This window comes from Arthrobacter sp. TMT4-20, from assembly GCF_054510775.1.
Genome location: NZ_JBTNDW010000004.1, coordinates 57,307 through 69,910, shown reverse-complemented (window position 1 = coordinate 69,910; position 12,604 = coordinate 57,307). Strand labels below are relative to the sequence as shown.

11 protein-coding genes are annotated in these 12,604 nt (G+C 64.9%); 5 read left to right on the top strand and 6 right to left on the bottom strand.

Annotated features, from left to right (window positions below):
• Positions 1-224 precede the first annotated feature (224 nt).
• The 5 genes from ACX80Z_RS05745 to ACX80Z_RS05725 all read right to left on the bottom strand — a co-directional run bounded on the left by ACX80Z_RS05745 (position 225) and on the right by ACX80Z_RS05725 (position 6,212).
• Entirely contained in the window at positions 225-1,670 is a 1,446-nt protein-coding gene (locus tag ACX80Z_RS05745) for an HNH endonuclease (RefSeq protein WP_459315303.1), read from the bottom strand.
• A 413-nt stretch (positions 1,671-2,083) separates the two neighbouring features.
• On the bottom strand, positions 2,084-3,328 hold the full coding sequence (locus ACX80Z_RS05740) for a metal-dependent hydrolase family protein (protein WP_459315206.1): 1,245 nt from the start codon (positions 3,326-3,328) through the stop codon (positions 2,084-2,086).
• Between the two features lie 55 nt (positions 3,329-3,383).
• Positions 3,384-4,670, bottom strand: a complete 1,287-nt coding sequence (locus ACX80Z_RS05735; RefSeq protein ID WP_459315205.1) for a class I SAM-dependent methyltransferase — start codon at positions 4,668-4,670, stop codon at positions 3,384-3,386.
• A 261-nt stretch (positions 4,671-4,931) separates the two neighbouring features.
• Positions 4,932-5,405, bottom strand: coding sequence for a DUF6194 family protein (locus ACX80Z_RS05730; RefSeq protein ID WP_459315204.1), 474 nt, complete (start codon positions 5,403-5,405; stop codon positions 4,932-4,934).
• Between the two features lie 54 nt (positions 5,406-5,459).
• The gene (locus ACX80Z_RS05725; RefSeq protein ID WP_459315203.1) at positions 5,460-6,212 is read right to left on the bottom strand and encodes a GAP family protein; all 753 of its coding nucleotides are present in this window, start codon (positions 6,210-6,212) and stop codon (positions 5,460-5,462) included.
• Between the two features lie 117 nt (positions 6,213-6,329).
• Between ACX80Z_RS05725 and ACX80Z_RS05720 the strand changes: the two genes are divergently transcribed.
• From ACX80Z_RS05720 to ACX80Z_RS05705, 4 genes are all read left to right on the top strand, one after another.
• Positions 6,330-7,649: a sensor histidine kinase gene (locus ACX80Z_RS05720; protein WP_459315202.1), complete on the top strand. Its 1,320-nt coding sequence runs from the start codon at positions 6,330-6,332 to the stop codon at positions 7,647-7,649.
• Positions 7,646-8,362 carry a response regulator gene (locus ACX80Z_RS05715; protein ID WP_459315201.1) on the top strand — a complete coding sequence of 239 codons (717 nt, stop codon included), beginning with the start codon at positions 7,646-7,648 and terminating at the stop codon, positions 8,360-8,362. Before ACX80Z_RS05720 ends, ACX80Z_RS05715 begins: the two co-directional genes overlap by 4 nt.
• Before the next feature lie 60 nt (positions 8,363-8,422).
• Positions 8,423-9,781 (top strand): GmrSD restriction endonuclease domain-containing protein, encoded by a 1,359-nt coding sequence (locus tag ACX80Z_RS05710; protein ID WP_459315200.1) that lies wholly within the window; start codon positions 8,423-8,425, stop codon positions 9,779-9,781.
• A gap of 65 nt (positions 9,782-9,846) precedes the next feature.
• Positions 9,847-10,851 carry a threonine ammonia-lyase gene (locus tag ACX80Z_RS05705; RefSeq protein WP_459315199.1) on the top strand — a complete coding sequence of 335 codons (1,005 nt, stop codon included), beginning with the start codon at positions 9,847-9,849 and terminating at the stop codon, positions 10,849-10,851.
• 277 nt (positions 10,852-11,128) lie between these two features.
• On the opposite strand, the gene ACX80Z_RS05700 is transcribed toward ACX80Z_RS05705, so the two are convergent.
• Positions 11,129-11,566, bottom strand: coding sequence for a GlcG/HbpS family heme-binding protein (locus tag ACX80Z_RS05700; protein WP_459315198.1), 438 nt, complete (start codon positions 11,564-11,566; stop codon positions 11,129-11,131).
• A gap of 171 nt (positions 11,567-11,737) precedes the next feature.
• Here ACX80Z_RS05700 and ACX80Z_RS05695 point away from each other — a divergent pair, with 171 nt between their 5' ends.
• Positions 11,738-12,598, top strand: a complete 861-nt coding sequence (locus ACX80Z_RS05695; protein ID WP_459315197.1) for a class II fructose-bisphosphate aldolase — start codon at positions 11,738-11,740, stop codon at positions 12,596-12,598.
• The last annotated feature ends 6 nt before the right edge of the window (positions 12,599-12,604 follow it).

The following is a 12,604-nucleotide window of genomic DNA, read 5'->3' as shown; positions in this document are numbered from 1 at the left end:
GCGAGTACTTGTCGATTTGCAGCGTCTACTCGTATAACCGTTGCTGCTTTCGTCCTAGAACCTTTTGACCGGCCTTGGTGGTGAAGAAGTGTGAGATGCAGGACCGTCCTGTATCGAGGTGAGCGGTGGCCGAGCGAGTGCAACGCGTTACCGCAGTCGTGAAGTCCGAGGCTGACAATGCCAACGGCGTGATGTGTAACCTTCATGATCAACGGCGGGCGTAATCAAGGACGAGATCGAATTCTCCTCAAAGCCTTCAGCTGCACTCGCTCAGTTAGTTTGCGGCCACTGCCGGCACCGCCAATCCCAGTTCCGGGTAAGGGTGGGGCGATGGAGTCGTAGCTATGGCCGGTAGGTGTGGTGAGCCGTAGCGCATGTCGAGACTTGTGTCGTTGACCGGGTTGCAGCCGCACCGTCCAACCGGGGAGTTCTTTGGTGTGGTTGCACGCTTCGCAGAGCCCTGCCCCGTTGGTAATGGTGGTGGGCCCGCCGCGATGCCACGGAATGATGTGGTCGAAGTGCCGGATCGGGGCATCACAATACGGGGTCCGGCAAGTGTCATCCCGGGCGGTGATGAACCGGCGTTGGGCTTTCGTGAAACGCCGTGCAGTGGAGTCCATCGCCACCAACTCCCCCGTCGAAGGGGCGGTATAGAGCCGGCGCACCCACACATCGAAGGCGGAACCCATTTTCCCGGACTGGGTCGGCTCTGCCGGGCCGGTCGATTCTGCCGGGTCCTTTGTGGCGGGGTCTGGGCCGTTTCTGCCAGGCCCGGGCTCGGTGGTGCTCAAGCCGGTCGATCCGTCGGCCGTCATCTCTGCCACCGTGAGGAGGTTCCGGGCCCAGCGGGAGGGGATGATGCCGTAGCCGGGGATCCTGGCTGGTTCACTGTCGCCTTGGAAGAGGGCACGGTCGGTCATGATGACCTGCAACTCGACCCGGCTGACACCCCCAGAGATCCCGGTGACGCGTTCAACCAGGGTGTCGGCCATGATCTGGCCCCGAGACCGTGGGTCGCCGGTGGCCCGGGTGGTGTCGGCGCGGCGGGTCAGGGCCGCATAGGTGCCGACGGCTTCCTTCACCGGCAGCAGGGCGGTGAGGTAGGCCATGGTCTCCGGTGCGGGGCGGATACTCACGCACCGTTCCGTCACCGCACGGGCGGCCCGGTTCACCACCGACCGGGGATCCCTCCGGTACGCGGCGACTTTCACCGCCGCGACAATCGTCTTATCCTCACACCCCTCGAACACCCCGGTGTCGGGGGCGAGGTCCTCGTCGACGGCTGTCCGGTCAGCAGCGGACAGGCACGCGGTTTCCTTCACCAACAGGGTGGCACGCCACTCATTGAGCTGGCCTTGATGCAGGGCGGCGAGGGTGTGGGGCATCTCCGTGACCAGGGCCCTCGCCAATCCAAGGAGGCGGCTACCCCGGGACGGGGACTCACGGCGGGCCAACGCGATCTGCGCCCCCACCCCTTTCCCCCGCTCAGTAACGGGCACCCCGGCCAGGGTTTGAGCCTGGCGCTCCAGTACGTCGACCGCGACAGTGATGTGGGCCTGCACCCCAGCGATCGCCGACTTCAGATCCTCCAGCTCACGCAGCTGATCAATCAACCCCGCCGCATCACCAGCCGGCTCCAATGACGACAAAGCTACCGCCACCGCCCTCATGTCCCCGACAACAATGCTGCTACCAGCACTTCCAGCCGAGGACGCGGTCGCAGAAGTAGCACCGGAACGGGCGCCGCCGTCTGGCCCGCTCACCCGACCAGCACCTCCGGGCGGAGCCGCTATCCGGGAGGGGATTCCCTTCCGTTGCGGTGATGGAGCTGCGCTGCCGTCCATACCTCTATTGTCCCAAACCGCACCGACATTCCTGCGGATTTCGAGGCTATGTGGACAAATCTCTCGAACAAATATTCGATCCCAAACAATGACTCTGCGAGCCGTCTATTGCGTTCAATACAGCCCGCGTGACCCCACTTGATTGTCCGTGCCAAGGGTCAGCCAATTGTGAAGATGAGGGAAGCAGCCTACCTACGAGAACTCGATAGGCGAGCTACCCCCGCAAGGCCACGTGACCGCTACCCCTCCGGAAACTGCAGCACGCCACCCTGATAGACCTGCCCGATCATGGAGCTCAGACCAGCCAACTGCTCCGCCGATTCCAGTTGGCCGTTAAGCACAACGACGTCGGCCAGGTGCTTCTCTGCCAACCGGCCCACGGAGTTGAGGGGCGTGATGAGTTCGCCCGGCACCGACGTGGAAGCGGCCAACACCTGCTCAAGGGTCATGCCGGCGTCGGCCATCAGGGCGAGTTCCTCCAGATTGTCCCCGTGCGCGCCGACCCCCGCGTCGGTGCCCATGCCAACCCTGACACCCGCGGCGATGGCACGGGCGACCGACTGGCGGTGGTCTTCCGCCACCTGCTGGGCTTTGTCGATGACCTGCTGCGACAGGCCGCTGGTGCCGGATTCGTCCTTGCGGATGACAGCCAGCGGAGCTGAAAGGGTGGGCACCAGGTAAGCCTTGGTGTCCAGGAACAGCTGGATTGCCTCGTCGGTGAGATAGATGCCGTGCTCGATGGTCCGCACGCCCGCCCGCAGCGCGTTGATGATCCCGGCGGTGCCTTGCGCGTGGGCCATCACGTATTTGCCCTGCATCCCGGCTTCCTCAACGACGACGGCGATCTCCGCGGGGGTGAACTGGGAGTGCCTCGGGTCGGTGGTCGGCGAGAGCACCCCGCCGGTGGAGCAGATCTTGATCTGGTCGGCGCCGGCCCGCAGGAGCGTGCGAGTGACCTTCCGGACTTCCTCGACGCCGTCGGCGATGCCGCTGGGACGGCCGGGATGAGGCCCAAAGTCGGGGGAGTCGAGTCCCGACGGGTGCCACAGATCGCCGTGACCACCGGTCTGGGACATGATGCTGACGGCGATGCGGAGCCGTGGACCTTTGACAACCCCGGTTTCGACCGCCTGTTTCGCACCCAGGTCAGCGCCACCGGCGTCGCGCACGGTGGTGACACCTGCGCGGAGGGTTGCCTCGAGGTTCCGCACGGACTCGTAGAACTGCAGCGAGTAGGGATCGACCATCGCCTGGATGGAGCCGGGAGTGGAGGTCATCACGTGAACGTGCAGGTCGATCAGGCCGGGAAGGACCGTATGACCAGCGCAATCCACCACCGTGGCCTCCGCATACGCGTCGACTGAACCGGCGTCGCGGCCCACAGCTTCGATCATCCCGTCGCGGATGACGACGTCGGTTTGGCCGGGGAGGAAGCGTTCGCCGTCGAACACGTGGCCGTTCCTCAAGACTGTCGCAAGCGTCATTGCTGCCTTTCGCGGGTTGACCGCAGCCAGGCGCTGCAGGCGTTTAGCGGCCAGCCTACAGCCAATCCGTCCGCCGCAGCGGCGGCTGGGCCCCGCCGGGACGCTGCACCAACACCTGGTTCACGCCAGTCAGCCCGTTCTCGAATCCCAGTGCACTGGTCGCCATATAGAGGCGCCACACCCGGGCCCGACCCTCGCTTGTCAGGCCGACCGCCTCGTCCCAATGATCTTCAAGGTTCTGCACCCACGCGCGGAGGGTAAGCGCGTAGTGCTGACGCAACGCTTCGACGTCGACCACCTCGAACTTCGCCGACTCCAGGGCACCGACCATCACCGTGAGGCTGAGCATCTCGCCGTCGGGAAAGACGTACTTGGGGATGAACGAATCGGGGTCCGGGCGCATCGTGTCACCGGCATTCCAGGAGATGGCGTGATTGAGCAGTCGACCGCCGGGGCGCAGCAGGCCGAACAGGTGGCCCGAATACCCGGCAATCTGGTCGCGCCCCACATGCTCGGACATGCCGATGGAACTGATCGCGTCGAAAGGGCCGTCGTCAACGTCGCGGTAGTCCTGCACCCGGATCTCCACCTGCTCGGTGAGCCCGGCCTCGGACACCCGTTTGCGGGCACGCTCCGCCTGTTCGGCGGACAGGGTGACGCCGACGACGTCGGCCCCGTAGCGTTCCGCCGCATGCAGCGCGAAACTGCCCCAACCGCAGCCGACATCGAGTACCCGCATCCCCTGTTCCAGGCCGAGTTTCCGGCAGACCAGATCGAGTTTCGCCTCCTGAGCCGCGTCAAGACCGGTTTCGGGGGAGTCCCAGACCGCGCAGGAGTAGACCATGGACGGGCCGAGGACGAGCGCGTAGAAGTCGTTGCCGACGTCGTAATGATGGGAGATGGCGACGGCGTCGCGTTTCTTGGAGTGTTTCCGTCCGACCCGGTCGATCGTGATTTCCTCGGGCGGGGGCGCGGGGTTGCGGCCAATGGCACCGAGCCGGACCGCTATGCGCAGCAACCTGGCGCGCTCGCGGAGGGTCAGGGGGCTGAAGGGTTCCAGTTCGGCGAATTTACCGACGGCGCTCAGAGCGGTGAAGCTTGCGTAGAGGTCGCCGGGAGCGTCGATATCACCGGCGACGTAGGCCCGGCTTAGACCCAGCATGCCGGGAGACCAAAGCATTCGCCGCAGTGCTCGCCGGGACCGGAACTCAATCACCGGCGCCTCTGCCGGGCCGGCCTCCGAGCCGTCCCAGGCCCGCAGACGAAGCGGGATCTGTTCGGTTCCCAAGACAATCCCCAGCGCCTCGGCCAATAGTGCTGCGGCCCCCCGTGATTTGCTCATAGCCACTGTCTACTCCGGTTTGAGCTTGGCGGCTAGGGGCAACCGTGGGCCAGGAGTGGTCGACCCGGACATCGGTGTGGGATTATCGGCAACACATGTCCTCGCGGTGCCAGTTCTTCCGCTACCGGCAGCTCAGCAGCGAGAAGCCGAGATGGGGCACCTCAACCGGGATCACTTCTTTGTCGCTTGGGGTGGAGCGAACTCGCTCGCCAACCAGGTATGCGCCGGTGGAAAGGATATCCGTCCCATTAGTGAGCACCTCTAGCCCCGCCGGTCGTGCCGCTTCCGCGCGAGATCGTGAGCCAGCTCCAGCAGTGACCTCAGCTCAGCCGTGGTCTGCTCCGCCGGATTGATGACTGACACCCAGGCCTGCGACGCGTAGTTCGGGTGCGGAAACAGGACGTCCGACGCTGCGACGTCGTACTGCGAAAGGTGCTCGGCCGCATCCTTCGGCGACCGCCCGAAAAGCGTTTCAAAGCACGATCGACCGACTGCGACATTAACCCTGAAGACCCCCGGCCGGTCAAGATCGGACGCCTCATCGAATCCCTTGTAATTGGAGCCAACAATCGTCGCAAAAGGGAACCGGTGAGTGGCGGGGATGTCGCCGTCGGGATCGTAAGTGAAGAAGGTATCTCCCCACGCGCTCTCGGGCGAACCATCCGCAGCACTCGCGGTGAGCGACACGACGCCCGGCAGCGCGGAAACGAACTCAATAATCTCGCTCTCGTCCATCGCCACATACTGCCAGTTGCCGGGAACAGGGACAACGAAATTCAGTCTCCCGAGCTAGAGCACTTCTCCCGCCGTGTTGACCACCAACAGGACGCCGAGGATACCCACCACCCAGGACAGGGTATTGGTGGAGTTGCGGGTCAACCAGCGGTCAAGTTTCCTCAGCACCGGATCAACCCAACGAGACGCCACCAGCCGCAGCACCAAAATGGCCAGCGCCGGAAGGATCATCACGAGGCAGTACCCGGCCAGTACCCCGGCGGTCATCGGCCACCCCACGTCCGACGTGGTCAGCAGCCCGATCGCCCCCAGATAGGGAAGCATCGTTGCCACCTCGACGGTCCCGGCTCCCACCGCCAGGCCCATCAGGGCGACGCTGCCGGACCCGCCGACGCTGCCGGACCCGACGACGCCTGCGGCACCGGATGATTCTGACCCGACCGCCCGGTCACGCCATCGCAGGATCCGGGCCGACGGCGGCGCACCCTCCTTCTTCTCCCGTTTGGCTTTCGCCTCCAACTGGAAACTCCAGATGACCAGCCCGACACCGGCGGCAAACAGCACGGTGAGGGCGAGGCGTGAACTGAAGAAGTCTCCTAGCTGAGCCGCCGCTGCCTCGGCACCGAACATGATCGCCAGCCCCACCCCAAAGTAGAAGGCAGCGACGGTCACCAGAAACACCACGATGCGGCCAACGCGCATCCGCCCCGGTGCCAGCATCAACCACAGCGGAATCATCAGGGTGCCAAAACTGGTGGAGTCGATCAAGGCGAGGGCAGCCAGTGCTCCGGCAAGTGCAAGGGTCATGCGAAGGACACTACGGACCTGCGCGGCCCGACGTCGTCTGCGGAAAGGATGACCCCGACGTTGCCTATACCTCTTTCGACTGACCCGCCCATAACGCCGACATGATGCAATGAACTGATGGACAACACCAGCCAACGCCGTGATGCACTCACCGCAACGATCACCCTCGTCTGCGGTCTAGTGCTGATCGGGTTGGGACTCACCGAAGTGTGGGGCGACCAGGCAGGGCTGGTGCAACTAACCGGAACCGACCGCTGGTGGTTCGCGATCCCGCTGACCGTGGCCTGTGCGGCGCTGGTCTATAAGCGGCGCGCACCCCTGGCCACACTTGTCGTCGGATTCCTGGCGCTCGCCGTCGACCTTCTGCTCGGTGGCAGCATCGCCATCCTCCTGCCGTTCTTTGACCTCCTCTATACGGCGGCCCTGATCTGCTCCGTGCGGGTACGTCGGGCGCTGTGGGGTGTTGGCGGCGCGTTGGTGGCCGCGCCGATGATCTATGGACTCGCCGAAACCGCCGACCTCCGACTCACCGTGTTGATCGGCCTGCAGCAAGCGGTCCTGTTCATCTGCCCGCTGTGGTGGGCGATGGATGTGCGACGCAAAACCGAACTGGCGACCGTCGCCGCCGCCCGCGCCGACGTCGTCGAACGGCTCTCCCTGGCCAGCCGACAGCAGGCCATCCGGCAGGAACGGGACTCCCTCGCCCGGGACCTGCACGACGTCGTCGCCTCCCATCTCTCGGCGATCGCCCTTCATTCCGGCGGTGCTCTGGCCACCCCGGCGGCCGAAGCCAAGGACCGCGCGGCCCTTGCCCAGGTGCGCCGGTCAGCTCTCGAATCCATGGCGGACATGCGCACCATGATCACGTTGCTTCGCGCCCCCGAAGGGGACACCGAAGAGGACACTGAAGCGGACACTGAAACGGTCCCTGAGCCGGACGGCTGGGCCGGTTCCACTACCGGCGCCAGGTCGAAGGCCGACGACGCCGTCGCCCACCTGCCCCGGCTCTCCCACCTGCAACCGCTGTTGGACCAGGCCCGGGAGAACGGGCTGTCGGTCACCGCCACCGACCGGTTGTCGGCCCGTCCGGCCGCACGGCCCAGCGCAGCGACCGAGTTGGTGGGCTACCGGATCGTGCAGGAGGCGCTCACCAACGCGGCAAAGCACGCTCCCGGTAGCGAGGTGCTGTTGGAAGTGGCCACGGTTGAAGGAGGAGCCGACGTGAGTATCCGGGTCCGCAACCCGCTCAAGGATGGCGAAGCCCCCGGTCCAGGCCCTGGCCTGGGAACTCCACCCGGTCTGGGCCTGGGGTTGATCTCCATGAAGGAGCGCGCAGCGTCAATCGGCGGGCAGGTATCCGCGAGCAGCAGCGACGGCCAATGGACGGTGACGGCGACCCTCCCGCTGGCCTCAATCGGCACTATGGTTGCGCCATGACCCCGGAAAATGCGCCCATCCGGGTGCTGATCGTCGACGACCACTCGGCGATCAGGGCAGGCATGAGGTTCATCCTTGAATCGTCGCCGGACGTTGCGGTGGTGGGCGAAGCCTCAGACGGTCATGCAGCACTCACCAACGCAACCGCGTTGCACCCCGACGTCGTGCTGATGGATGTGAGGATGCCGGGAATGGATGGGATTGCGGCCACGCAGGCCATCATCGGCGCGGGTCTGGCACAGGTCCTCATCCTCACCACGTTCGACGTCGACGAGTACATTTTCGGCGCGCTCCGAGCCGGTGCGGCCGGGTTCCTGCTGAAGACGGCAGAACCGGCAGCACTGCTCGATGCTGTGCGCAGGGTGGCCGCGGGAGACGCTGTGATTGCCCCGGAAGCCACTCGGCGGCTGCTCGACGCGTATGTTTCACTCGATCGGGAAACGAAAAGAGGGCTAGCCGAACCCCAGAAGCTGCCCGCCGCCGTCGCCCTGCACAACAGCGACGACCTTGATATCCCGGGGGACCAGCTGACTGAGCGGGAGAGCGAGGTTCTGGGCCTAATCGCCGAAGGGCTTTCCAACCGGGACATTGCCGCGCGCCTGGGCATTTCCCCGGGAACCACGAAAACCCATGTGTCGCGGGTGCTGACCAAGCTCGGTTGTCAGTCACGCACGCAAGCCGCCATCATTGCCCGACAGGACGGACTGGCCTGACACTGGTGCGCCCAGGCAACAGGTAGGCTACCCAAACGATCACTATCCTGGGGGAACCACTTGAACTATCCGTCGCTGCCGCCTGCCTCAAACACGCCACCCCCATCCACTCCACCGACGGACAAGCCGAAGATCAAGATTTCGACGGCGGTGGCAGCGGGTGCCTGCCTCTTCCTCGTGGTGCTTGGATTCCTGAGCAGTGGACTCAGCGGCGCAGTCACCATGGCAGGTCTGGTGACGTTCTTTACGGGTCTCTATGTAGTGGTCACCAATCGGCCGTCATGGGCTGGCATCGCCGGCCGCAAGATGGGTGCCATCACCATGGCGGCGGCGCTGGTCGCCTTCATGGTCGGAGCGGTCCTGGCACCGCCGAGCGACACCACACCCGCCGCGGTCGCCGAAGAGACCACCTCGGCCCCGGTCGACGACGTCACCGCGTCTCCAACCCCATCCGCCACTCCCCGGGAGACTGCCACCCCGACTCCCACCCCGGCCCCGACACCCAGCCAGGATGTTGCTCCGCTCGACAGTGCCGAAGTGGTTGCCGCGGACGGCGACCCGAGCGCACCCGAAAACCAGCCCGAGTACGGCACTCGTGCCCTCGATCTGCTGGATACCCTGGCTGTGAAGGGCAGGGCACCAAAAACCGGTTACGACCGCGACCAGTTCGGTCAAGCCTGGGCCGACGTCGACCGCAACGGCTGCGATACACGTAACGACATGCTGAACAGAGACCTGACAGCGATCGTTCACGCCAATTCGGTGCCGTGTAAGGTCCAATCGGGTATCCTCGACGACCCGTATACCGGCACCACCATCGACTTCTTCCGTGGGCAGTCCACCAGCATCGACGTCCAGATCGACCACGTGGTGGCACTGTCCGATGCCTGGCAGAAGGGCGCCCAGCAGCTCAGCGCCGGCCAGCGGCTTGCCTTCGCCAACGATCCGCTGAACCTCCAGGCGACCGACGGTCCCACCAACGCTCAAAAGGGGGCGGGCGACGCCGCCACCTGGCTGCCGCCCAACCAGTCGTTCCGCTGTGAGTATGTGGCCCGGCAGATCTCGGTGAAAGCCACCTATACGCTCTGGGTCACCCAGGCCGAGCGCGACGCCATGGCCCGAGTTCTTGCTGACTGCTCCGACACGATGGCACCCACCAGCCAGGCCGCGCCCGTCGCCACGCCGGAACCAGCACCAGCGCCAGCACCGGAACCAGCACCGGCTCCCGAGCCCGCCCCAGCACCCGCACCAGCACCCGCACCCGCACCCGTGCCTGAACCGGTTCCCGTCCCAGCCCCTGCGGCCTACTACGAAAACTGCACGGCCGCCCGGAATGCGGGAGCTGCGCCGGTCTACCGGGGGCAGCCCGGCTACGGCACCCATCTGGACCGAGACGGCGACGGGGTGGGCTGCGAATAGCGACCGGATCCTTAACAGATTCGGCAACCGCTTGCCGCTCCGACACCACCGCGTAGGATCCACCTATGGATAACGCCTATGCCACAGCGGACAAGCCAACCTCGGGCACCGAAACCCAGCTGGTTACTCTCGACGACATCCGAGCCGCCGCCGACCGAATCCAGGACCTGGTGCTACGCACCCCGATCATCGCGTTGCCTCATCCGGACCGACCGTCCGACATCCTGCACCTGAAAGCCGAATCCCTGCAGCCGACCGGCGCCTTCAAACTCCGCGGCGCCTACAACACCATCTCCCAGGTACTCGATGAGTCCCGCGAACGCGGCATCATCGCCCAGTCCTCAGGCAACCACGCCCGCGCCGTCGCCTGGCTGGCCAAACGGCTCGACCTGCACGCCGTCATCGTCATGCCCGACGCCGCCCCGCCCACCAAGGTGGCAGCCGTTCGCGCGCTCGGCGCCGAAGTGGTGCTTGTGCCAGCATCTGAACGGGACAGCCGCACCGTGGAACTCGCTGCCGAACACGGCTACGTTGAGGTACCGCCCTACGACGACGTCCGCATCATCGCCGGTCAGGGCACGGTCGGCCTGGAACTCATCGAGCAGCTGCCCGACCTCGACGTCGTCCTCGTTCCCATCTCGGGTGGCGGGCTCATTTCCGGAATCGCGACTGCCATCAAGTCGCTGCGCCCCGAGGTGCAGGTGATCGGCGTCGAACCCGAACTCGCGGCCGACGCTGCCGAAAGCCTGCGCGAGCAGCGCCGCATCACCTGGGACACCAAGCTCACCTACCGCACGGTCGCGGACGGGCTCCGCACGCCGGCCGTCGGCGTCCACCCCTGGGAACACATCCGGCGCTACGTCGACGACGTTGTGACAGTCTCCGAGGAACAAATTCTTGCGGCGGTGCGTCACATCGCGGTGGAGGGACGCCTCGTCGCCGAACCGTCCGGCGCCGTCGCCACCGCAGCCTGGATGCACGACTTGGCGCCGCGCGGTGCAACGGTCGCGGCGGTCGTGTCGGGTGGATCCGTCGATCCAGCCCTGATGGCGCGGGTGCTGGCCAACTGATCACCGTTCGGATGCCCCAAGGCGGCAGCGCTGACTCGACGGGGTGGGAGGGGTGTTGCGCAGAAAAAGTGCATGCACTGCATGCGATGCATGCATTCTCTGATCAGCCAAGTGCATGCACTGCATGCAATGCATGCACGTTTTAATTCGGGCTACCCCTTCGGGACCTTGCCCGGATGCCCTTTTGTCTGGGTGCTCCTGGCGAGGTGGCCAGCAGTCAGAACACCTGGGGGTTAGAACGCCTGGAGTCAGAACACCTGGGTCAGAACATTGGGGGTCAGGACACAGGCACCGCAGAGAACGCTGCGGCGCCCGCTTCGGCCACCTGCTGATCCTGGTCAATCGATCCCGTGGACACGCCGATAGCACCCACGATGCTTCCATCCCGCACGAGTGGAATGCCACCCGGGAACACCACGAGCCGGCCACCGTGGGCGTCGCTGAGACCGAAGATGGGCCCATCGTGCCTGGTCATGTCCTGGAGGACTCCGGTTTCGCACTGGAAGGCGATTGCGGTGTAGGCCTTATTGATCGCGATGGTGATGCTGCCGATATTCGCGCCGTCCATCCGGACGTGCGACTTCAGGTTGCCGCCGGCATCGACCACTGCAATATCCATGGGCTGGCCAATCTCGGTGGCTTTCTCGGCGGCGGCGTCGATCACGCGGCGGGCCTCTTCAAGGGTGACAGTCTCCAACACGGTTCCAGTTGCCATGAGCTTCCTCTTCCTCAACGTGGGTCAGCACAGCTCTGTGCTCTGGACAGCGTTGTTGGCATTTGGCGGCTTGCCAAGTAGTGATTACCCCCATGAGGGGGTGGGTGTTCCCTCATACCGACAGGCGGGGTTCTCGCCTACCGTGGAACCAGCCAACAAGGAGGTTTTGCCGTGGGTGTTGTGCCCTTAAAGGACATTGTCGATCCGGCGTTCGCAGCGCGTTACGGAGTGCCGGCGATCAACATTTTTAATGACCTGACCATGGAGGCGGTGCTCGCTGGCGCCGTCGAATGCAATTCCCCGGTGATCCTCCAGACATCAGTGAAAACCGTGCGCAGCATTGGCTCCCGGGTCCTTTTTGAGATGTGGGAGTCAATGACCCGTGGCATCGAGGTGCCGGTCACCCTCCACCTGGACCACTGCCCGGACCGCGACGTGGTGACCGAGTGTCTGAAGGCCGGCTGGAACTCGGTTTTGTTTGATGCCTCAGCCCTCCCGGTCGAGGAAAACCAACGCCAGACCATCGAGGTGGTCCGCGAGGCACGCAGCTACGGTGCCCAGGTGGAAGGGGAAATCGAGGCGATCACCGGCGTCGAGGACGACCACGGTTCCGACGACGTCGCCAAACAGCAGAGCCTCGAAACGGCCCTGAACTTCATCGACGCTACCGGCATCGACGTTTTCGCACCGTCAATCGGCAACGCCCACGGCACCTACAAGGCCGCACCCGTCTTGGACGTCAATCGGGTCAGCGAAATTGTTGAAGCGCGTTCGATACCCATAGCCCTGCACGGCGGCAGCGGGCTGACCCCTGAACAGTTCCAGGACCTGATTGCCCGCGGCTGTGCCAAGGTCAACATCTCCACGGCGCTGAAGGAAAAGTTCATGCAGTCCAGCCTGACCTTCCTTAAGCAGGCCGAGCAAAACAACAAGTGGGATCCACCCTCACTGTTCATACACACCCGCAGCGACGTGATCGCTATGGTCAAGGAGCTCGCCGACCAGTTCGGCAGCGCCGGGAAAGGCAGATAACAGCCC

Coding starts and splice junctions, on each gene's coding strand:
- ACX80Z_RS05745 (WP_459315303.1), bottom strand. CDS start 1,670: ATGAGGGCGGTGGCGGTAGCTTTGTCGTCATTGGAGCCGGCTGGTGAT.
- ACX80Z_RS05740 (WP_459315206.1), bottom strand. CDS start 3,328: ATGACGCTTGCGACAGTCTTGAGGAACGGCCACGTGTTCGACGGCGAA.
- ACX80Z_RS05735 (WP_459315205.1), bottom strand. CDS start 4,670: ATGAGCAAATCACGGGGGGCCGCAGCACTATTGGCCGAGGCGCTGGGG.
- ACX80Z_RS05730 (WP_459315204.1), bottom strand. CDS start 5,405: ATGGACGAGAGCGAGATTATTGAGTTCGTTTCCGCGCTGCCGGGCGTC.
- ACX80Z_RS05725 (WP_459315203.1), bottom strand. CDS start 6,212: ATGACCCTTGCACTTGCCGGAGCACTGGCTGCCCTCGCCTTGATCGAC.
- ACX80Z_RS05720 (WP_459315202.1), top strand. CDS start 6,330: ATGGACAACACCAGCCAACGCCGTGATGCACTCACCGCAACGATCACC.
- ACX80Z_RS05715 (WP_459315201.1), top strand. CDS start 7,646: ATGACCCCGGAAAATGCGCCCATCCGGGTGCTGATCGTCGACGACCAC.
- ACX80Z_RS05705 (WP_459315199.1), top strand. CDS start 9,847: ATGGATAACGCCTATGCCACAGCGGACAAGCCAACCTCGGGCACCGAA.
- ACX80Z_RS05700 (WP_459315198.1), bottom strand. CDS start 11,566: ATGGCAACTGGAACCGTGTTGGAGACTGTCACCCTTGAAGAGGCCCGC.